Annotated in this window: 23 protein-coding genes; 13 read left to right on the top strand and 10 right to left on the bottom strand. The window is 49.6% G+C overall.

Annotated features, from left to right (window positions below):
- The first annotated feature begins 208 nt into the window (after positions 1–208).
- The 9 genes from yqjA (at position 209) to FEK50_RS09540 (ending at position 5,276) form a co-directional block, all read left to right on the top strand.
- The gene (gene yqjA, locus FEK50_RS09580; RefSeq protein WP_064529586.1) at positions 209–871 is read left to right on the top strand and encodes a DedA family general envelope maintenance protein YqjA; all 663 of its coding nucleotides are present in this window, start codon (positions 209–211) and stop codon (positions 869–871) included.
- 3 nt (positions 872–874) lie between these two features.
- On the top strand, positions 875–1,258 hold the full coding sequence (gene mzrA, locus FEK50_RS09575; RefSeq protein WP_130210390.1) for an EnvZ/OmpR regulon moderator MzrA: 384 nt from the start codon (positions 875–877) through the stop codon (positions 1,256–1,258).
- Positions 1,259–1,404: 146 nt separating this feature from the next.
- Positions 1,405–1,773 carry a DUF1090 family protein YqjC gene (gene yqjC / locus FEK50_RS09570; protein WP_130210388.1) on the top strand — a complete coding sequence of 123 codons (369 nt, stop codon included), beginning with the start codon at positions 1,405–1,407 and terminating at the stop codon, positions 1,771–1,773.
- 37 nt (positions 1,774–1,810) lie between these two features.
- A complete protein-coding gene (locus FEK50_RS09565; RefSeq protein WP_130210386.1) occupies positions 1,811–2,116 on the top strand; it encodes a YqjD family protein in 306 nt (101 codons plus the stop codon).
- Positions 2,117–2,118: 2 nt separating this feature from the next.
- Positions 2,119–2,523 carry a phage holin family protein gene (locus FEK50_RS09560; RefSeq protein WP_130210384.1) on the top strand — a complete coding sequence of 135 codons (405 nt, stop codon included), beginning with the start codon at positions 2,119–2,121 and terminating at the stop codon, positions 2,521–2,523.
- Positions 2,513–2,812, top strand: a complete 300-nt coding sequence (locus FEK50_RS09555; RefSeq protein WP_130210382.1) for a YqjK-like family protein — start codon at positions 2,513–2,515, stop codon at positions 2,810–2,812. Before FEK50_RS09560 ends, FEK50_RS09555 begins: the two co-directional genes overlap by 11 nt.
- Positions 2,813–2,998: 186 nt before the next feature.
- Positions 2,999–3,391: a DoxX family protein gene (locus FEK50_RS09550; protein ID WP_063100739.1), complete on the top strand. Its 393-nt coding sequence runs from the start codon at positions 2,999–3,001 to the stop codon at positions 3,389–3,391.
- Between the two features lie 246 nt (positions 3,392–3,637).
- The gene (gene yqjG / locus FEK50_RS09545; RefSeq protein ID WP_130210378.1) at positions 3,638–4,624 is read left to right on the top strand and encodes a glutathionyl-hydroquinone reductase YqjG; all 987 of its coding nucleotides are present in this window, start codon (positions 3,638–3,640) and stop codon (positions 4,622–4,624) included.
- Positions 4,625–4,907: 283 nt separating this feature from the next.
- A complete protein-coding gene (locus FEK50_RS09540; protein ID WP_130218283.1) occupies positions 4,908–5,276 on the top strand; it encodes a DUF805 domain-containing protein in 369 nt (122 codons plus the stop codon).
- Positions 5,277–5,309: 33 nt separating this feature from the next.
- On the opposite strand, the gene yhaJ is transcribed toward FEK50_RS09540, so the two are convergent.
- Entirely contained in the window at positions 5,310–6,206 is an 897-nt protein-coding gene (yhaJ, locus tag FEK50_RS09535; protein WP_001041008.1) for a DNA-binding transcriptional regulator YhaJ, read from the bottom strand.
- 104 nt (positions 6,207–6,310) lie between these two features.
- Here yhaJ and FEK50_RS09530 point away from each other — a divergent pair, with 104 nt between their 5' ends.
- Complete coding sequence (locus FEK50_RS09530) at positions 6,311–7,012, top strand: pirin family protein (protein WP_130218287.1); 702 nt, start codon at positions 6,311–6,313, stop codon at positions 7,010–7,012.
- A gap of 21 nt (positions 7,013–7,033) precedes the next feature.
- Positions 7,034–7,198, top strand: coding sequence for a protein YhaL (gene yhaL / locus FEK50_RS09525; protein ID WP_130210466.1), 165 nt, complete (start codon positions 7,034–7,036; stop codon positions 7,196–7,198).
- A 208-nt stretch (positions 7,199–7,406) separates the two neighbouring features.
- Here yhaL and cyuA read toward each other — a convergent pair whose 3' ends face one another.
- From cyuA to tdcA, 9 genes are all read right to left on the bottom strand, one after another.
- Positions 7,407–8,717, bottom strand: coding sequence for a cysteine desulfidase (gene cyuA, locus FEK50_RS09520; protein WP_130210816.1), 1,311 nt, complete (start codon positions 8,715–8,717; stop codon positions 7,407–7,409).
- Positions 8,718–8,744: 27 nt separating this feature from the next.
- Positions 8,745–10,076: an amino acid permease gene (locus FEK50_RS09515; protein WP_130210814.1), complete on the bottom strand. Its 1,332-nt coding sequence runs from the start codon at positions 10,074–10,076 to the stop codon at positions 8,745–8,747.
- A 277-nt stretch (positions 10,077–10,353) separates the two neighbouring features.
- Positions 10,354–11,718, bottom strand: a complete 1,365-nt coding sequence (gene tdcG / locus FEK50_RS09510) for an L-serine ammonia-lyase (RefSeq protein ID WP_131160925.1) — start codon at positions 11,716–11,718, stop codon at positions 10,354–10,356.
- Between the two features lie 69 nt (positions 11,719–11,787).
- Positions 11,788–12,177: an enamine/imine deaminase gene (locus tag FEK50_RS09505; protein WP_064529572.1), complete on the bottom strand. Its 390-nt coding sequence runs from the start codon at positions 12,175–12,177 to the stop codon at positions 11,788–11,790.
- 13 nt (positions 12,178–12,190) lie between these two features.
- On the bottom strand, positions 12,191–14,485 hold the full coding sequence (gene tdcE, locus FEK50_RS09500; protein ID WP_131160924.1) for a 2-ketobutyrate formate-lyase/pyruvate formate-lyase: 2,295 nt from the start codon (positions 14,483–14,485) through the stop codon (positions 12,191–12,193).
- A gap of 33 nt (positions 14,486–14,518) precedes the next feature.
- Positions 14,519–15,727, bottom strand: a complete 1,209-nt coding sequence (gene tdcD / locus FEK50_RS09495; RefSeq protein ID WP_131160923.1) for a propionate kinase — start codon at positions 15,725–15,727, stop codon at positions 14,519–14,521.
- 25 nt (positions 15,728–15,752) lie between these two features.
- Positions 15,753–17,084 (bottom strand): threonine/serine transporter TdcC, encoded by a 1,332-nt coding sequence (tdcC, locus tag FEK50_RS09490; protein ID WP_130210806.1) that lies wholly within the window; start codon positions 17,082–17,084, stop codon positions 15,753–15,755.
- A gap of 21 nt (positions 17,085–17,105) precedes the next feature.
- The gene (tdcB, locus tag FEK50_RS09485) at positions 17,106–18,095 is read right to left on the bottom strand and encodes a bifunctional threonine ammonia-lyase/L-serine ammonia-lyase TdcB (RefSeq protein ID WP_130210804.1); all 990 of its coding nucleotides are present in this window, start codon (positions 18,093–18,095) and stop codon (positions 17,106–17,108) included.
- A gap of 95 nt (positions 18,096–18,190) precedes the next feature.
- Positions 18,191–19,129, bottom strand: coding sequence for a transcriptional regulator TdcA (gene tdcA, locus FEK50_RS09480; protein WP_130210820.1), 939 nt, complete (start codon positions 19,127–19,129; stop codon positions 18,191–18,193).
- A 313-nt stretch (positions 19,130–19,442) separates the two neighbouring features.
- Here tdcA and tdcR point away from each other — a divergent pair, with 313 nt between their 5' ends.
- The gene (gene tdcR / locus FEK50_RS24485; protein ID WP_131160922.1) at positions 19,443–19,679 is read left to right on the top strand and encodes a transcriptional activator TdcR; all 237 of its coding nucleotides are present in this window, start codon (positions 19,443–19,445) and stop codon (positions 19,677–19,679) included.
- A gap of 140 nt (positions 19,680–19,819) precedes the next feature.
- Positions 19,820–20,009, top strand: a 190-nt coding sequence (locus FEK50_RS24320) for a hypothetical protein (RefSeq protein WP_205713609.1), incomplete at its 3' end; no start/stop codon positions are given.

The raw sequence follows: 20,009 nt of genomic DNA, 5'->3' as shown, positions 1-20,009 counted from the left end.
TTTGATAACGAACAACGTTGACCTTTGTTACAATTAGATTCAATTTGAATTTATGCTATTAAATGTTTTCTTATCTCACGTTTTAACAGGGAATAGTTCAGGCCGTATTGGTGTCTCGACCCGCAATATATACAACAACAGCAATAACCTGACGGGTGTGCATCATTTAAAACCGGCGTGGCGTTAACCGATTCACCAGGAATAATGAATGGAACTTTTGACCCAATTGCTGCAAGCCCTGTGGGCGCAGGATTTTGAAACCCTGGCCAATCCGTCGATGATTGGCATGTTGTATTTTGTCTTGTTTGTGATTTTGTTCCTCGAAAACGGCTTGCTTCCAGCGGCCTTTTTACCAGGCGACAGCTTGCTGGTGTTGGTCGGTGTATTGATTGCCAAAGGCGCAATGGGTTACCCGCAGACTATTATGCTGCTCACTGTTGCGGCCAGCCTCGGTTGCTGGGTCAGCTACATACAGGGGCGATGGCTGGGAAACACCCGTACCGTACAAAACTGGCTATCCCATTTACCTGCGCACTACCACCAACGCGCACACCATCTTTTTCATAAACACGGTTTATCTGCGCTGTTAATTGGTCGCTTTATCGCATTTGTCAGAACATTACTGCCAACCATTGCCGGATTGTCAGGGCTGAATAACGCCCGCTTTCAGTTCTTCAACTGGATGAGTGGCCTGCTGTGGGTGTTGATTCTGACAACCTTAGGTTACATGCTCGGCAAGACGCCGGTATTTTTGAAGTATGAGGACCAGCTGATGTCATGCCTGATGCTGCTCCCGGTGGTACTGCTGGTGTTCGGCCTGGCAGGTTCTCTGGTTGTGTTATGGAAAAAGAAATATGGAAATCGGGGGTAAAGGATGCAAATACCTCGCATGTCGCTTCGCCAGCTAGCCTGGTTCGGCGCTGCTATATTGCTGGCTGGCACGCTGCTGCTGGCCTGGTCTGCGGTTCGTCAACAAGAATCCACGCTGGCGATCCGCGCCATTCATCAAGGGACGACGATGCCGGACGGTTTTTCCATCTGGCATCACCTTGACGCTCATGGAATTCCTTTCAAAAGCATCACCCCTAAGAATGACACTCTGTTGATTACATTTGATTCCAGCGATCAAAGCGCCGCCGCCAAAGCGGTCCTCGATAGAACATTGCCTCATGGCTACATCATTGCGCAGCAGGACGATAATAATCAGGCCATGCAATGGCTGACCCGGCTGCGGGACAATTCTCATCGCTTCGGATAACTTCCTGTTATCCGAAACATATCACTCACTTTGGTGATTTCACCGTTACTGTCTATGATTAATAAGGCGGTGGTTAATACCACCGCCTCGTTGTCTGGACAATCGTTCCTCTGTAATGGGTCCGAGTCACAATGGAAGGTTCAAGAATGAAATACCGCATCGCTTTAGCTGTTTCTCTTTTTGCTCTTAGTGTCAGTAGTTATGCCACTACCCTTTGTCAGGAAAAGGAGCAAAATATCCTTAAGGAGATCAGCTATGCCGAAAAACACCAAAACCAGAATCGTATCAATGGCCTGAACAAAGCCCTTAGTGAAGTGCGGGCGAATTGTTCAGATAACCAGTTGCGTGCCGATCATCAAAAGAAAATCGCGAAGCAGAAAGATGAAGTGGCAGAACGCAAGCATGATTTAGCCGAGGCGAAACAAAAAGGCGATGCCGATAAGATTGCTAAACGCGAACGGAAACTGGCAGAAGCGCAGGAAGAGCTGAAAAAGCTGGAAGCGCGCGACTACTAATCCCCAATAGTTAATACTTACTCACCTGGAGAAAACTATGTCGAAAGAACACACTACGGAACACCTGCGTGCTGAGTTGAAATCCCTGTCCGATACGCTGGAAGAGGTGCTTAGCTCCTCTGGCGAAAAGTCAAAAGAAGAGCTGAGTAAGATTCGTAGCAAAGCGGAACAGGCACTGAAGCAGAGTCGCTATCGTCTGGGTGAAACCGGTGATGCGATTGCTAAACAAACCCGCGAAGCGGCGGCGCGTGCCGATGAGTATGTGCGTGAAAATCCGTGGGCGGGAGTTGGTATTGGCGCAGCCATCGGCGTGGTGCTGGGCGTTCTGCTGTCGCGTCGTTAATTATGGCGGACACTCATCACGCGCAAGGGCCCGGTAAAAGCGTTCTGGGAATCGGGCAGCGAATTGTCACCATCATGGTCGAAATGGTGGAGACGCGTCTGCGGCTGGCGGTGGTTGAGCTGGAAGAAGAAAAAGCCAATATCTTTCAGCTTTTACTGATGCTCGGCCTGACGATGCTTTTCGCTGCATTTGGTCTTATGAGCCTGATGGTGCTGATTATCTGGGCAGTTGATCCGCAATATCGCCTGAATGCAATGATTGCCACCACTGTGGTGTTGCTGCTTCTGGCACTCATCGGCGGTATCTGGACATTACGCAAGTCGCGCAAATCCACCTTGCTGCGCCATACGCGTCACGAACTGGCAAACGATCGACAACTTCTCGAGGAGGAGTCCCGTGAGCGGTAAAGTCGAACGTGAACAACGTAAGGCACAGCTGCTTCGTCAGATCCAGCAGCAACGGTTGGATCTTTCCGCCAGTCGGCGTGACTGGCTGGAGGCGACAGGCGCCTACGATCGTCGTTGGAATATGCTGTTGAGCCTGCGTTCCTGGGCGCTGGTCGGCAGCAGCGTGATGGCTATCTGGACGATTCGCCATCCGAATATGCTGGTCCGATGGGCCAGGCGCGGTTTTGGCGTCTGGAGTGCGTGGCGTCTGGTTAAAACCACCCTCAATCAGCAACAGCTTCGCGGTTGAATTCCTCTCTGGCCGGAACTATTCCGGCCTTATCCCTCAAATTTTTTGAAAATTTTTGACAGTTTTCCTTGCTAACAATCACCATTCACTACGTTTATGCTTCTCTCCATCGACAGCAATGACGCTAATACCGCGCCCTTGCACAAAAAAACAATCAGCAGCCTGAGTGGCGCAGTGGAGAGTATGATGAAAAAATTAGAAGATGTTGGTGTACTGGTAGCGCGTATTTTAATGCCGATTCTGTTCATTAGCGCAGGTTGGGGGAAAATTACTGGCTACGCGGGTACTCAACAATATATGGAAGCAATGGGCGTCCCGGGCTTTATGCTGCCGCTGGTGATCCTGCTTGAGTTCGGTGGCGGTTTGGCAATCCTGTTCGGTTTCCTGACTCGCACCACCGCGCTGTTTACCGCTGGCTTTACACTGTTGACGGCGTTTTTATTTCACAGCAACTTTGCTGAAGGCGTCAACTCGCTGATGTTCATGAAAAACCTGACAATTTCTGGCGGATTCCTGCTGCTGGCGATTACCGGACCGGGCGCGTATAGCATCGACCGTCTGCTGAATAAAAAGTGGTAAGCACGCGCTATACTTAACGATAAAAAACGAGGGGGAAACTCCTCGTTTCAGATTGTTGACAAAGTACGCGTTGTTCATGCCGGATGCGGCGTGAACGCTTTATCCGGCTTACAAAAACATGCAAATTCAATATATTGCAAGAACCTCGTAGGCCTGATAAGCATAGCGCATCAGGCAGTTTTGCGTTTGCCATCAGTCTCAAACGAGGAGAAACGCTCCTCGTTTTTGCTATTGGAGGAGAGAAAAATGGGTCAACTGATTGACGGCGTCTGGCATGACACCTGGTACGACACCAAATCCACTGGCGGTAAATTTCAACGTTCAGCTTCCGCATTTCGTAACTGGCTCACTGCCGATGGCGCACCAGGCCCCACTGGCAAAGGTGGATTTGCCGCAGAGAAAGATCGTTATCATCTCTATGTCTCACTCGCCTGCCCGTGGGCGCACCGCACGCTGATCATGCGTAAACTCAAAGGACTGGAACCGTTTATTTCCGTATCCGTGGTGAACCCGCTGATGCTGGAAAACGGCTGGACCTTTGATGACAGTTTCCCGGGTGCAACCGGCGATACGCTCTATCAACATGAATTCCTGTACCAGCTTTATCTCCACGCTGATCCACACTACAGCGGACGTGTTACTGTCCCCGTGCTGTGGGACAAAAAAAATCACACCATTGTCAGCAACGAATCAGCAGAAATCATCCGCATGTTCAATACCGCATTTGATGCGCTGGGCGCAAAAGCGGGCGATTATTACCCCCCGGCTCTGCAAACTAAAATTGACGAACTTAACGGCTGGATATACGACACCGTAAATAATGGCGTCTATAAAGCTGGTTTTGCCACCAGCCAGGAAGCCTACGACGAGGCGGTGGTGAAAGTGTTTGAATCACTGGCGCGTCTGGAACAGATATTAGGGCAGCATCGCTTCCTGACAGGTAACCAGCTAACCGAAGCCGATATTCGCCTGTGGACCACGCTGGTCCGTTTTGATCCGGTGTATGTCACCCACTTCAAGTGCGATAAGCACCGTATCAGCGATTACCTGAATTTGTATGGCTTCCTGCGCGATATCTATCAGATGCCGGGAATAGCTGAAACCGTCAATTTCGACCATATCCGTAATCACTACTTCCGCAGCCATAAGACCATCAACCCAACAGGAATTATTTCGATTGGCCCGTGGCAGGATCTCGATGAACCGCACGGGCGGGATGTTCGCTTCGGTTAAACAAAGGCACCCTTCGTGGTGCCTCTGGTTGTTGGCTAAGTGCGTGTTGTTCATGTCGGATGTGGCGGGAACGCCTTATCTGACCTACAAAACATTGTACATTCAATATATTGCAGAACCCGCCCAAGCCAGATAAGCGTAGCGCATCTGGCGATTTTGCGCTTGCCCTTATCCTTCACAGCGCCTTATTAATTCATCGCGATAATATTTACTGCAAATTCATTCATGTCTATTCTTAATTTGCTGCTTTAAAAACAAGTGATTGAGCAAAATTGAGGCAAAAATGGACTGGTATCTGAAAGTACTAAAAAATTATGTCGGTTTCCGGGGACGTGCACGGCGCAAAGAGTACTGGATGTTTATTCTAGTCAACATCATCTTTACGCTCGTGCTGGGGCTGCTGGATAAAATGCTGGGCTGGCAACGTGCCGGTGGCGAAGGCATCCTGACGACTATCTACGGCATTCTGGTATTTTTGCCGTGGTGGGCTGTACAGTTCCGTCGCCTGCATGACACCGACCGTTCAGCATGGTGGGTGCTACTGTTCTTAATTCCGTTTATCGGTTGGCTGATTATCATCATCTTTAACTGCCAGCCGGGGACACCAGGCGAAAACCGGTTTGGACCTGATCCAAAACTGGAACAGGAATAATAATTAAGCACCTTGTGAAAGGTGCTTTATAGATTATTTTCCAGCGAACAACTTTGGAATTTCCCGCAGACACCAGGATTTTGCTTCTCCCATACTGTCGCGACGCCAGGCCATAATAATATCGATTTCGCTGGTCGATTCCGGACTAACTACACGCAACCGTCCTTCAGCGATATCTTTTTCTACCATCGGGTACGGCATCGTTGCGACGCCAAGCCCTGCCAACAATGCCTGACGTTTATCTTCAATGGTGCTGACCGTCAGGCGCGGTTGTTTATCCAGTAACTGTACGGTCAATACCGGGCGTTCACGAGCAGTATCTGCCACTGCAATTCCGCGATATTTCACGCGCGTAACTTCAGAAAGCGGTTCCGGCTCCTGATGAATCGGGTGATCAGGCGCTGCCACGTAGACGTTCATCAAGGTGTAAAGCTTACGAGAGTTGATCTCCGACGAGGAACGAAAATGCATATCCGGCGCGATAACAATATCTGCTCGCCCCTGTTCCAGCCGCTCCCACGCCCCCGCCAGCACTTCGGTGATGATTGCCAGTTGGGTATTGGCTTTAGCCGCCAGTTTGTCGATCAACGGGAAAAAGGCAGGCGTGGGCACCAGCGCCTCGGTCACGATGGTGAGATGCGTTTCCCAACCACGCGCGAGGGCTTCGGCATCGGTGGTCAGTTTATCTGCGGCTTCCAGCAGAACACGTCCTCGCTCCAACAACATCCGCCCGACATTGGTGAATTTGGTGCGATGGCCCGAGCGGTCAAACAGCACCACATCGAGCTCTTCTTCCAGTTTTTGCATGGTGTAGCTAAGCGCGGAAGGCACGCGTCCCAGCTCATCGGCCGCCGCCGCAAAACTACCACGGCGATCGATCGCATCCATAACCCTTAGTGCTTCCAGCGTTAATGCCCTTTCTTTGGCCATTTCGTTCTCATTCAGGAAATTTGAACATACCGGGCAGAATATCTGGCTAACAATGTAGCGTCCAGCCCCTTACCATAAAAGGAAGTAAAGAGAGGTCAAGAATTATGATTACTACCCGAACTGCCAGGCAGTGTGGACAAGCAGACTACGGATGGTTGCAGGCCCGGTATACTTTTTCCTTTGGACACTACTTCGACCCTAAATTGTTAGGCTATGCCTCCCTGCGCGTGCTTAACCAGGAAGTGTTGGCCCCAGGAGCCGCCTTCCAGCCACGTACCTACCCAAAAGTTGATATTTTGAATGTGATTCTCGACGGAGAAGCAGAGTATCGGGACAGCGAAGGTAATCATGTTCAGGCCCACGCCGGTGAAGCCTTATTGCTTTCTACTCAGCCGGGCGTGAGTTATAGCGAACATAATATCAGCAAGGACAAACCGTTAACGCGAATGCAGCTCTGGCTGGATGCCTGCCCGCAACGGGAGAATCCGCTGATTCAAAAACTGGCGCTGAATATGGACAAGCAGCAATTAATCGCCTCGCCAGATGGCGCGAAAGGTAGCCTGCAACTGCGCCAGCAGGTGTGGCTGCATCATATTGTGCTCGCCGAGGGAGAAAGCGCGAACTTTCAACTGCACGGTCCGCGCGCTTATTTGCAATCGATCCACGGTCAATTTCATGCGCTTACGCATCACGAAGAGAAAGCTGCGCTGACCTGCGGTGATGGCGCATTTATTCGTGACGAGGCTAACATTACACTCGTTGCTGATTCCCCGCTGCGCGCTTTGCTGATAGATTTACCTGTCTAGTTTTTTTACAGGGAGAAGATGATGAGTAAAAAATCGGCGAAGAAACGTCAGCCAGTAAAGTCCGTTGCAGCAAAAGAAACCACCCGCGCTACCAAAAGTTTTGGCTATGAAGAGATGTTGAGTGAGTTGGAGGCGATAGTAGCCGACGCCGAAATACGGTTAGCCGAGGATGAAGCTACCGCATAAAAACAGATTGCCGGATGCGGCGTAAACGCCTTATCCGGCCTACAAAACCAACAAATTGCACACCCCGTAAGCCGGATAAGATGCGCCAGCATCGCATCCGGCACCAGGTACAAAACCCAACAACATCAACAAATCGCACAATCCGTAGGCCGGATAAGATGCGTCAGCATCGCATCCGGCATCAGGTATGACCTCCGAAATCCGGTGCTTACCTGGCCTTACTGGCCATAATCTCGATAATCTGCCGATCCGTTTGCTGCATTGAATGACTTGCCAGCGCACACAGGTTGGCGATTGACTGCTCAACATCATGCGCCACAATCCCTTCATTGCCAGTCACGGCGGTATCATCCAGCGCCATTAACACCGCTTTCCACGCCGCCGACGCACTGGTCGAAACCTTCATCGCGCAACTGTTCGACGCGCCATCGCAAATCATACCGCTAACATCACCGATCATGCTGCTGATTGCCATCGAGATGGTTTCATAACGCCCATCCACCAGCCATGCCATCCCAGCGGCGGCGCCCATTGCGGCGGTCGTTGCGGCACACAGCGCAGACAAACGCGGTAACTGGTTATGGATATAAATCGCGCTCAAATGCGAAAGCATCAGCGCGCGCGCCAGCCGTTCATCATCTGCCCCGAAGTGTTCCGCGACCACCACCACGGGCATTGTCGCGGTGATCCCCTGGTTGCCAGAACCGGAGTTACTCATTGCCGGAAGCGTTGCGCCCCCCATACGCGCATCGGATGCCGCGCTGGTACGAATCACAATTGAAGAGGAGAGATCTTTCGCCAGCAAACCGCGTGCACACTGTTTTTCCAGCGTCGCGCCAATATGCAGCCCCCAGTTCCCACTCAAACCTTCCTGCGATAACGCGCAGTTTAATTTCGCAGAATCGAGAATAAAGCGGATAGCCTCAAACGGCACTTCATTGACGAACTTCAGGATCTCGGCCAGCGTCGTTCTGGAGAGCACCGCCAGCGGCGACTCTTGCTCGCCCTCTGCCACACACGCCTGCTGGGTAAAAACCACGCCATTGTGCGTCTCGATATGCACAATGTTGGTATGTCCGCCGACGATGGTGACACAAGCCCACTGCTCGCCGTTCCAGACTTTGGCGCGTGAGAAGAGGATTTCATCGCAAGGTTCCTGGATCTTGACTGAGACTTTCCCCGCAGCCAGCAACGCTTTGGCATCAGCAATTGCCTGCGCCGTTGCGTCTTTCAGCACTTCCAGCCCGGCGTTGGCATTTCCACCTAACGCCCCCAGAGCCGCGGCAATCGGCAGCCCCACCATTCCCGTACCGGGAACGGTGACGCCCAGACCGTTCTTCATCAGATTTGGCGAAACCCAGGCTTCTACACGTTCAACCGGACCTTCCAGTTCTGCCGCAGCAACCGCCGCCGCCAGCGCCAGTGAGATCGGTTCAGTACATCCCAGCGCCGGTTTTACTTCCTCCTGAACTGCAAGGATGTAACGCTGCCATAACGGATTTAAAGTCGAATCAAACATAATAAAAACCTTAAAATTTCAGGTAAATCATGAAAATGCCAGGAACGGAGAAACGCAAAGCAACAAACCGGTGACGATAATCAGGTACAGAGAGGCACCTTTGTATTTGTGCAATGCCGGTACTTTGTAAACCAACCACGCCGGGATCAGGCACCCTACCATGCCGAAAATCGGGCTACAGATAGAGGTAAAGCTCAACACTGGCGCATTCAGTACGATGGCGCTCCAGGCCAGTAAAATGGCGAAAATCATGATGCCGCGCTGAACGAGATTTTCGTTAATCTTCTCAGCTGGCATCTTGCGGCGCAGGATGTTCATTACGATCCCTTGCGTTGCTTCGCGAAAGCCTAAATAGACGCCAAAGAACGCTGTCATTACGGCAAAGATATTGAGGATGACGCTAACCACTTTCACCCATGCTGCACCGTCGCCGCTAATAAACTGAGCTGCAATCGCCAGCGCGGAAATATTCTGCTCGTAGGCTTTTACTGCCTCGTCATGTCCCATCGCCAGAGTGAACGACACTGCGTAGAAAAAGACGGTGACAAACAGGATCCCAAACGCAATGTTCATCGCCCGCAACGCTTTGTGTCGTGCTACTTCGATCGATTTTTCTCGCGAGCGATAGGAAATCACCATCGGGCTTAACGTCTGAATAAACAGAATCGAGGTTAAGGTAAACGGCAGTGTGATAATGGCGTTTTTCACCAGCAGCCCCAGCGGCGGCAGCGAACCTACGTTATACAGATGCCACATCCCGACCATCGATACACCCAGCGCCGCCACCACCAGCAGTTTGGTCAGCACCATGCCGGTCGAAATTTTGAATAACAGTTTCTCGCCGCGTGAAGAGATAGCTACCAGAATACAAATCAGTACCAGGCCATAAAACGGACTGTCAGACAGCAATCCTTCCGTCACGCCGAAAGTATGCAGATAGGAGGCGCTATCGTTAGTGATGGCGGTGGAGTAAACAAACATCCAAATAACCAGCATCACAAAGTAAAGTGCACCTAACAAAATGCCCCAGTTTTTACCCAAATAACCACTAATGACACTCGGGTAATCTTTACACTCTGGAGATTCCGCCAGCGTATTAATAAACAATCGCTGAAACAGATACATTGCCGGGTAGCCAATCACTGATGAGAGCAAAAATACCCACAATCCCATCAATCCGACCTGCACCGGGAGAAAAACTATCCCCGCGCCAATCGCCATCCCAATACTCATAATCACCCAACCGGTGTCGGTACTGTCGAATTTGATAGCTTCACGCCATTCACTTTCACTCATTCCAGCACGACCCGCCGGGGTCGAAGCGTCTGCAATGACGCCTTTATTCGTTGCAATTTCCATAAGTTCTCGCTCAATATTTTGTAGGGCTTATTATTTTTTTCGAGCCGCATCAAGGCGATACGCGGTCTACGTTTTTTTGCAGGCGAGTTATTAGAATGAAGAAATGATACGCGTGAGGTCAGAGAAAATCTTCACAATCAAGACTTTGAAATAGCAATTATGGATAATAATTTTCTATCAAATCAATCTTAGAGAAATAGTTATTCTCTATTTGCGGCAGATCACAATAAAAAAGGGTGCACATTTTGTGCACCCCAGTATAAACGCAGATGAGATATCAGCCGCAGACCACTTTAATGGCCAGTCCTCCGCGTGAAGTTTCGCGGTATTTATCGTTCATATCTTTGCCGGTTTCGTACATCGTCTCGATAACTTTATCGAGAGAAACACGCGGTGCGGAAGTGCGTCCCATCGCCATCCGCGCGGCGTTCACGGCTTTAACAGCATTAATAGCATTGCGTTCAATACACGGAATTTGCACCTGCCCGGCAACCGGATCGCAGGTCAGTCCCAGGTTGTGTTCCATAGCGATTTCCGCCGCATTGCACACCTGCGCCGGGCTGCCGCCCAGCAGTTCGGTTAACCCTGCCGCCGCCATTGAACAGGCCACGCCAATTTCGCCCTGACAGCCCACTTCCGCACCGGAAATGGAGGCATTCATTTTATACAGCGCACCGATAGCGCCAGCCGCCAGCAGAAAACGGGCAATGGAGCGCTCATTGAGCGGGCGGCGGAATTTATCGTAATAGGCCAGCACCGCAGGAATAATGCCGCAAGCGCCGTTAGTTGGCGCTGTCACAACACGCCCGCCAGCGGCATTTTCTTCGCTGACTGCCAGAGCAAACATATTGATCCAGTCGATCACGTTCATCGGATCGTTAGAGATATTGTCGCTGGAAACCAGCAAACGCCGCAGCGCCACCGCCCGACGTGGCACATTGAGCGGGCCTGGCAGCACACCTTCGGTATTCATACCGCGTTCAATACCGTCATGCATCACCTGCCAGATACGCGAAAAACCAGCATCAATTTCGGCTTTGCTACGTAGCGCCAACTCGTTTTGCAGCATCAAACCAGAAATAGATAACCCGTTGTAATCACACATTTTCAGCAGCTCACCTGCTGAATGGAAATCGTAAGGGACGAGCGTTTCAACATCCAGTGACAAGCCGAATTGTTCTTCTTCGACAATAAATCCGCCACCGACTGAATAATAGGTTTTGCTTAACAGTTCTTCCTGCTTTTTCCACGCGGTAATACGCATCCCATTCTCATGACGGGGCAGCGTTTCCGCATGGAAAATAATGTTCTTTGCCACTGGGAAATCAACGACATGTGCGCCCGCTGCCACCGGCAACCTTCCGCTGCGCGTCACTAATTCCATAAATGCAGGTATCTCATCAATAACAACGTCCTGCGGACTATTTCCTGCCAGTCCCATGATGATAGCGATATCCGTGGCGTGACCTTTGCCCGTCAGTGACAACGATCCATAAAGATCGACCACAATGTGGCTCGTCGCGGTTAATAAGCCGCTCTTCTCCAGTCGATCAATAAAACTTTTTCCGGCATTCATTGGCCCCACGGTATGAGAACTGGAGGGACCAATCCCAATTTTGAAAATATCGAATGCACTAATCATATCCACACCCTCGGATTGCCGTTCGTGAAGAGGAGCGGAGCGACCCTGCGATCGCCCCGCTCAGGAGCTTTATGCGTTGCGTACCGCGATAGCTTCAATTTCCAGCTTCACATCTTTCGGCAAACGCGCTACCTGCACGCAGCTGCGTGTCGGGTAGGTCGCCTGATGCTCGTCAAAAAACTGCTTGTAGACTTCATTGATGGTGCCAAAGTCATTAAGGTCGGTAATGAACACCGTCATCTTCACGATATCGCCAACGGTCAGCCCGGCAGCAACCACGATCGCTTTGACGTTTTCCAGACTTAAACGCGCCTGATCTTTCACGTCCGCAGGGATCTCCCCGGTCTGCGGACAAACCGGAATTTGCCCGGAGGTGAATACCATACTGCCTAAATCAACGCCCTGAACATATGGGCCGATTGCGCCTGGCGCACGTTGCGTTTCGATAATCTTTTTCATACATCCTCCGGCATCAAAGCGCCTGGGTAAAGGTACGTGAAATCACATCCTGCTGCTGTTCACGGGTCAGTGCGTTGAAGCGCACGGCGTAGCCAGAGACACGGATTGTCAGGTTCGGGTATTTTTCCGGGTGCTCAATAGCATCCAGCAACATTTCCCGATTCATAACGTTGACGTTGAGGTGCTGACCGCCTTCCACATCCGCTTCGTGGTGGAAATAACCATCCAGCAGGCTGACAAGATTGGTTTTGCGTACCGGATCTTCTTTGCCCAGCGCCGCAGGGACAATTGAGAAGGTGTACGAAATACCGTCTTTAGCGTAGGTGAACGGCAGCTTGGCAACGGAGGTCAGCGAAGCCACGGCCCCTTTGCGGTCACGACCATGCATCGGGTTAGCACCTGGTGCGAACGGTGTACCGGCGCGACGACCATCCGGTGTGTTACCGGTTTTCTGGCCGTACACCACGTTAGAGGTGATGGTCAGAATCGACTGAGTTGGTACGGCGTTACGATAGGTTGGCAGGGCTTTAATTTTCTTCATAAAGCGTTCAACCAGGTCACAAGCAATGCTGTCTACACGCTCGTCGTTGTTGCCGTACTGCGGATATTCGCCGTCGATTTCAAAGTCCACCGCCAGGCCGTTTTCGTCACGGATTGGTTTCACGCGAGCATATTTAATTGCGGAAAGTGAATCCGTCGCCACCGACAGGCCCGCAATACCACATGCCATCGTGCGATAAACATCACGATCGTGCAGCGCCATCAGTGAGGCTTCGTAGCTGTACTTGTCGTGCATATAGTGGATGATGTTCAGCGCGCTGATGTACTGCACTGCCAGCCAGTCCATGAAATGGTCAAGGCTGCTCATGACTTTGTCGTAGTCCAGAACGTCGTCCATCAGTGGTGCTGTTTTCGGGCCGACCTGAATCTTCAGCTTCTCATCCACCCCGCCGTTAATTGCGTACAGCAGCGTTTTCGCCAGGTTAGCGCGTGCGCCGAAGAACTGCATCTGCTTACCAATCACCATCGGGCTGACGCAGCAGGCAATCGCGTAATCGTCGCTGTTGAAGTCAGTACGCATCAGATCGTCGTTTTCATACTGCAAAGAAGAAGTGACGATGGAGACTTGTGCCGCATATTTTTTGAAGGCAATCGGCAATGCTTCCGACCACAGAATGGTCAGGTTAGGTTCCGGTGCTGGCCCCATGGTGTGCAGTGTATGCAGATAACGGAAGGAGTTTTTGGTCACCAGCGTACGACCGTCCAGCCCCATCCCGCCGATGACTTCCGTTGCCCAGATAGGGTCGCCGGAGAACAGCGAATCAAATTCCGGCGTACGCAGGAAGCGCACCATGCGGATCTTCATGATGAAGTGGTCGATCAATTCCTGCGCCTGCTGCTCGTTGAGCACGCCGGCTTTGAAGTCACGTTCAATGTAGATATCGAGGAACGATGCAGTACGACCCAGCGACATCGCGCCGCCGTTTTGCGATTTCACCGCCGCCAGGTAAGCGAAGTAGAGCCACTGCACCGCTTCCTGCGCATTTTGCGCTGGACGAGAGATGTCGAAGCCGTATTTCGCCGCCATTTCCTGAATCTGCAGCAGCGCATGACGATGTTCTGCCAGCTCTTCACGCAGACGGATGGTGGCTTCCAGATCTTGCCCTTTTTCCAGACGAGACTGGAGATCGGCAAATTGCAGTTCGCGTTCACGGACCAGATAACTGATGCCGTACAACGCCACGCGGCGATAGTCACCGATAATACGCCCACGGCCATAACCGTCCGGCAGACCAGTCAATACGCCAGATTTACGGCAGCGCAGCATATCCGGTGAGTAAGCATCAAATACGCCCTGGTTATGGGTTTTACGCAGATCGGTAAACACGTATTCAAATTCGCTGTCCATTTCACGGCCATAGGCATGGAATGAACTTTTAATCATGTTGATGCCGCCAAACGGATGCAGCGCACGTTTCAGTGGCGCATCTGTTTGCAGGCCAACAATTTTTTCCAGCGGCTGGTTGATATAACCTGCATCATGGGCAGTAATAGTGGTGGCAATATTGGTATCGAAATCAACCGGCGCGTGGGTCGCGTTTTCGATACGAATACCTTCCATCACCTTTTCCCACAATGCCGTGGTGGCTGGCGTCGCTTCAGCGAGGAAGGATTCATCCCCTTCATACGGTGTATAGTTATGTTGAATAAAATCGCGGACATTAATTTCGTTTTTCCAGTCCGTACCTTTAAAGCCAAGCCATGCGTCGGCGTACAGCTTATCGCTGGTATCAATATCTACCTTCATGAAAAATAATCTCTCTACAATACTTCAACTAAATTATGCAAATTCTGCGGGTGCTTTAACTTTGCCTAAATGAATTGCATCTAGCGCAATCATTTTTTCTTCATTAGTCGGAATAACGGCGCAAATTACGCGCGCATTTTCACTGGACACAATTCTTTCACCGTAAGCGTTAGAGCGATTATTCATTTCTGCATCAATCTCTACGCCTAATACAGTCAAATGTTCCATGACCAGACGACGAATTAAACTTGAATTCTCACCTATTCCGCCGGTGAATATAATTCCATCCAGGCGATGTAATGAGGCAGCGTGTCCGGCAATATGACGGGCAATTCGGTGAACAAACGTTTTAATTGCCAGTTGTGCACGTTCATGACCTTCATGCCAGGCTTTTTCCAGTACACGCAGGTCGGAAGAAAGACCGGAAATCCCCAATAATCCCGATTCTTTATTCACCACGCGTTCCAGATCGCTAAGACTCTGGTTGGTTTGACTGGCCACCCAGGACATCGCGCCGAAGTCGACATCGCCACTGCGCGTCCCCATCATCAGCCCTTCCAGCGGCGTCATACCCATTGAAGTATCCACACTCTGCCCGTTACGAACCGCGCAAATAGACGCGCCATTGCCAAGATGCGCCACCACCAGGCCGGAGTCTTCTTCCGCCAGATCCAGCAGAGAATGCGCACGCTGGGACACATAGCGGTGAGACGTGCCGTGGAAGCCATAGCGGCGCACACCCAGCTCTTCGTAATATTTCCACGGCAGGCCGTATAAAAACGCTTCCGGGGCCATTGTCTGGTGGAAGCTGGTATCAAATACCGCTACCTGAGTTACGCCAGGAAATAATTGCTGGGCCGATTCAATGCCACTTAAATTGGCGTAATTATGCAGCGGCGCCAGTGGAGAAACGCGACGGATATTATCAATGACTTCATCGGTAATAATGGCGGACTCGGTAAAAATACTGCCGCCGTGGGCGATGCGGTGGCCAATTAAGGCCACGCTGTCATTTAAATTCCGTTTTTCCAGTTCAAACGCAATTGCCTTCAGTGCACCTTCGTAGCTGTGGTGAGCCAGCGGTGCTGGCTCTCCTCCATTTACGGATAAGAATGCATTTTCCGAATTAATACCGTCGGCAATACCTGACATTAATACATCACAGTTCGAGGCATCCAACACGGAAAACTTAATTGAAGACGAACCACAGTTAATAACCAAAACAACCGGAAATTCATTCATCTCTTTTCTCATCCTGAGTTACGGATTAAAACAGTTTGTATACGATGTTCAGGATGGTCAGCAGACCAATCACGGTAACAAACACGTTATCCAGACGACCACGGTATTTCGCCAGCGACGGCGCTTTACGGATGGCATACATCGGCAACAGGCACAGCAGTGAAGCGATAATCGGCGCGCCCATGGCTTCAATCAGGTCCAGAATGTTCGGGTTGGCGTAAGCAACTACCCAGGTGGAACCCATGATGAAGATCATGCTGATGGTGTTCAGTTTGCCGGAAGACACTTTCGTCTTATCGCCTTTGTAGCCGAACTTCAGTACCAGACCGTTCAGACCTTCCAGCGTTCCCAGATAGTGACCGAAGAAAGATTTGAAGATAGCAACCAGTGCGATAATAGAAGCGGCATATTCCAGTACGGTGGCGAACGTCGATTTCTCGCCGGACATGGAAGCAAAGTGGTTAGCCAGATAAGAAAGCACCGGAATGTTCTGTGCTTTTGCTTCCGCCATGTTTGCCGGAGACAGCGTAAACAGGCAGCTGAAGGCAAAGAACATGACCACGGCAACCATCAACATGCTGGCACGGGAGATGATCTGTGAGCATTTCTGCTCGGTGAAGTCGCGACCGAAGTCTTTCTCATACTCTTCACGCTTAGAAACCACGAAGGAAGAGACGATTGGCGAGAAGTTAAAGGAGAAGACCATGATGGAAATCCCCAGCCAGACGGTAATCAAGATACCGTCATGACCGGTTAACGTCAGCGCACTGAGGTCAACTTGATCAATAACAGCAGAGTTCCAGTAAGGGATCAGTGACAGAGAAATCAGTACCAGGCTGGCGATAAATGGCCATACCAGGTAACTCATCACTTTAACCATCAGATCCTTACCAAACCAAATGACGAACGCCATCAGCAGCAGCAGGAACAGCGCCACGAAGCCGCGGTTCAACGCCGCAAAGCCAAGCTGGTTTTCCCAGAACGTCATAAAGGTGTTGGTAATGGTTACGCCATAAATCCACAACAGTGGGCAAATCGCGAAGAAGTACAGGAACGTGATGACCACGCCACCCGTTTTACCAAAGTGCTCTTCCACCGTTTCCGTAATGTTGCCGGAAGGGTTAGAGCCTGAAAGACACAGACGCGCCAGCGCCCGGTGGCAATAAAACGCGATGGGGTATGCCAATACCAACATCAGAAGAATCGGGATCAGTCCGCCAAAACCTGCGCGGATAGGGAAGAACAGCACGCCGGCACCAATAGCTGTGCCGAACAAACCCAACGTCCATGTGGTATCTGATTTACGCCAGGACGATTGTTTTGTCTGGCTGGATACAATGCTATCTGAAGTACTCATATCCTATCCTCAACGAGATGATTAAGCGTCAACGAAACCGGTAATTTGAGAGACGCGAGAAAGATCGATATTGCCGCCGGAAATAATGCTGACGGTTTTTCTGTTTTGAATATATTGGTCTAATTTACCGCTTAACAAAGCAGCACATGCCAGAGCGCCTGCGCCTTCGGTGACGACTTTATTGCGCTGAATTAAGGCAATCATACTGTTTCTGATTTCGTCTTCGCTGACCAGCACGATGTCATCGACTAATTCACGAACGATTTGGTAAGTTAAATTACCCGGGCGGGCGACATCACAACCATCCGCCAGGGTGCCGGTAGTTCGGTGCGTGGTTATTTCTCCCGAGTGGAAAGAAGCCGCCATGCCGTGAACGTTTTCTGATTGCACACCGATAACACGAATTGTCGGGTTAATAGATTTAATCGCTACCGCAATACCAGCAATTAAACCGCCACCGCCAATTGGCACAATCACATTATCGACATCATAGAGATCTTCCATAATTTCCAGGCCAATCGTTCCCTGACCGGCAATCACTTTCGGATCATCATAAGGTGGGATAAAAATACGGCCTTCCGTTTCGACAATTTCGCTAACTTTGGCGATGGTGTCGTTAAAGTTGTCGCCGTGCAGAACAACTTCAGCGGAGTAGTCACATGTCGCCGCGACCTTGGATTTTGGCGCGCCTTTCGGCATTACCACTTTCCCGTCGATGCCCAGCATTGCGCAGGAGAGCGAAACCCCTTGCGCATGGTTACCCGCAGAACAGGCCACCACACCTTTGCGTTTTTCAGCATCAGTTAAAGAGCTTAATTTATTAAATGCGCCACGAATTTTAAATGAACCAGTACGCTGCATATTTTCAAACTTAAGGAATATTTCACCTTTGCAACGTTCACTAAAATAATTGGATCGAGGCATGCCTGTTTTATAAATTCGCCCAGCCAATCGTTGTTTTGCTTCGATAATGTCATTAATAGCAACCGGGAGATCGTATGTAATATGCATGATAAACCTCTTAACCTGAATTAAATATGTAGGTAACCGTAACCGACACCCGAGAAAAGACAGGTGGATTATTTATGTTTGAGAAAAACAAATAACTAATCAGCTTCTATTAATTGTCTTCGTCTACACCCATTATAAGATGAATACTCTTTGGCTAGTTCAACCAAAACCGATGCTGCTTTTTTAATACGATAATTTTTTGACCATACCGCGGCATATCGCGCCACGGGCAACGTTTCTTCAACCGGAATAGTAATAAATTGATTAGAACCAAAAGGTGAAGTCATATCACAAGGAATAACGGTTAAGAAATCAGCATTGAGAACAAGATTATAAATTGTCACGACTGAGTCGGTTTTAACGATGTTTTCAATACTGATGCCATTTCTTTGTAACGTGGTGAGAAGTTCGCTGTAGTATCCCATATTAGTTTGCGGCAACACCCACTGTTCGTTTTTCAACGACTCCAGCGTGGTAGTGCCGGTGCATGTTCGGGACTTGCTGGCCACCAGCACAAACTCGGACTCGAACAGCGGCTCAACATGCAAATCCTGAAGCTTCATCTCTGCACTTAACGTACCAATCGCAAAATCGAGGCGTCCGTCGCGGATAGCAGGTAAGAACGAGGACAACTGTGCTTCATACATTGAGACTTGCGCTCTCGGGAACACCTCTTTGAATTTGTTGATCATCCCGGACATAAAGGTAAAGCCAATTAGCGAAGGAAAACCAAATGAGACTTCCACCACGGCTTCAGAGGACATACCGCTTATCTCATTAACCATATTTTTCATTTCGCGGGTAATGGATTCGGAACGTGAGAGCAACAATTGACCGGCTGGCGTCAGCGTTACACCGGTATTTTTCCGTACCACTAATTCCACGCCAAAATAATCTTCAATATCGTTAATGATTTTACTTACAGCAGGTTGAGTTAAACCTAATTCTTTTGCAGCCGAGCCAATAGAGCCACTTCTGATGACTTCCTGAAAGACTACCAGGTGCTGCGTTTTAGGAAGAAGAATAGTGCTCATATCGGCCTGCATTAATTACCTCATTGACGACATGAAGTGTATCAAAATGGAATGAATAGGATATGTGCGACCACTCACAAATTAACTTTCAATTGCTTTCCAGGTATCTACTTAAATCAATATAAATCTTTAATATCAATAAGTTAACATAATAAAATCCGCGTAAAGCCTGACTTTTATCAAAAAACAAAGGGGGGGATAACCATATTTTATGGCGATAACAACACGCTTTATATAACTTATTAAAAATGCCCTGCGACGATATTTCAAGCAAATATCGTGTATTTCTCAGTCGAATTTTAAGTTAAATTTAATGAGCAAGTTATCAAATTTTATTATAAACAAATCATATTTACAGGTAAATAATGCGCCGCGTCACATTTTTTCGCGGAATTTGTTGGTCACAAAACATTTATTTTATCAATATTTTAAAAAGTCGAATACAGATATTGATCATCTCGAACAATTTATTAACGTCAATTTTTACCATCATAGCAGGATGTCATTTTGTGAATGCAATCGTTTTCCATGGTTTCTGCTGTCATCATAATGCACGGATAGCATTTTGTGTTGATGATCACAAAACTAATAATTCATATTTGCAGGTAAGTAATCTCGGGAGACAAAAAGGGTGACGAAAAAAGAGTATTTATACTGAAAAAAAGAAACTGACCGATAAGCCGCTTTCTTTTGGGTATAGCGTCGTGGACAGTCATTCATCTTACTGCCGCGCAAAAGCAAAAACCCGCCAGTTTGCACTGGCGGGTTTTCGTTGAAGAGGTGAAACTGACCGATAAGCCGCTTTCTTTTGGGTATAGCGTCGTGGACAGTCATTCATCTTACTGCCGCGCAAAAGCAAAAACCCGCCAGGGTGCCCGGG

The organism is Escherichia sp. E2586 (genome assembly GCF_005781105.1).
Classification (GTDB): domain Bacteria; phylum Pseudomonadota; class Gammaproteobacteria; order Enterobacterales; family Enterobacteriaceae; genus Escherichia.
The sequence above is the reverse complement of the archived record's forward strand: the minus strand, read 5'-3'. Positions and strand labels throughout refer to the sequence as shown.

Bases quoted from the DNA above. Each gene is read 5' to 3' on its own strand.
- yqjC (WP_130210388.1), top strand. From the start codon at position 1,405: ATGAAATACCGCATCGCTTTAGCTGTTTCTCTTTTTGCTCTTAGTGTC.
- cyuA (WP_130210816.1), bottom strand. From the start codon at position 8,717: ATGTTTGATTCGACTTTAAATCCGTTATGGCAGCGTTACATCCTTGCA.
- yhaL (WP_130210466.1), top strand. From the start codon at position 7,034: ATGAGTAAAAAATCGGCGAAGAAACGTCAGCCAGTAAAGTCCGTTGCA.
- tdcG (WP_131160925.1), bottom strand. From the start codon at position 11,718: ATGATTAGTGCATTCGATATTTTCAAAATTGGGATTGGTCCCTCCAGT.
- FEK50_RS09540 (WP_130218283.1), top strand. From the start codon at position 4,908: ATGGACTGGTATCTGAAAGTACTAAAAAATTATGTCGGTTTCCGGGGA.
- FEK50_RS09560 (WP_130210384.1), top strand. From the start codon at position 2,119: ATGGCGGACACTCATCACGCGCAAGGGCCCGGTAAAAGCGTTCTGGGA.
- tdcA (WP_130210820.1), bottom strand. From the start codon at position 19,129: ATGAGCACTATTCTTCTTCCTAAAACGCAGCACCTGGTAGTCTTTCAG.
- FEK50_RS09530 (WP_130218287.1), top strand. From the start codon at position 6,311: ATGATTACTACCCGAACTGCCAGGCAGTGTGGACAAGCAGACTACGGA.
- mzrA (WP_130210390.1), top strand. From the start codon at position 875: ATGCAAATACCTCGCATGTCGCTTCGCCAGCTAGCCTGGTTCGGCGCT.
- yqjA (WP_064529586.1), top strand. From the start codon at position 209: ATGGAACTTTTGACCCAATTGCTGCAAGCCCTGTGGGCGCAGGATTTT.
- yhaJ (WP_001041008.1), bottom strand. From the start codon at position 6,206: ATGGCCAAAGAAAGGGCATTAACGCTGGAAGCACTAAGGGTTATGGAT.
- FEK50_RS09515 (WP_130210814.1), bottom strand. From the start codon at position 10,076: ATGGAAATTGCAACGAATAAAGGCGTCATTGCAGACGCTTCGACCCCG.
- FEK50_RS09565 (WP_130210386.1), top strand. From the start codon at position 1,811: ATGTCGAAAGAACACACTACGGAACACCTGCGTGCTGAGTTGAAATCC.
- tdcC (WP_130210806.1), bottom strand. From the start codon at position 17,084: ATGAGTACTTCAGATAGCATTGTATCCAGCCAGACAAAACAATCGTCC.
- tdcR (WP_131160922.1), top strand. From the start codon at position 19,443: ATGAGCAAGTTATCAAATTTTATTATAAACAAATCATATTTACAGGTA.
- tdcB (WP_130210804.1), bottom strand. From the start codon at position 18,095: ATGCATATTACATACGATCTCCCGGTTGCTATTAATGACATTATCGAA.
- tdcD (WP_131160923.1), bottom strand. From the start codon at position 15,727: ATGAATGAATTTCCGGTTGTTTTGGTTATTAACTGTGGTTCGTCTTCA.
- FEK50_RS09505 (WP_064529572.1), bottom strand. From the start codon at position 12,177: ATGAAAAAGATTATCGAAACGCAACGTGCGCCAGGCGCAATCGGCCCA.
- tdcE (WP_131160924.1), bottom strand. From the start codon at position 14,485: ATGAAGGTAGATATTGATACCAGCGATAAGCTGTACGCCGACGCATGG.
- FEK50_RS09550 (WP_063100739.1), top strand. From the start codon at position 2,999: ATGAAAAAATTAGAAGATGTTGGTGTACTGGTAGCGCGTATTTTAATG.
- yqjG (WP_130210378.1), top strand. From the start codon at position 3,638: ATGGGTCAACTGATTGACGGCGTCTGGCATGACACCTGGTACGACACC.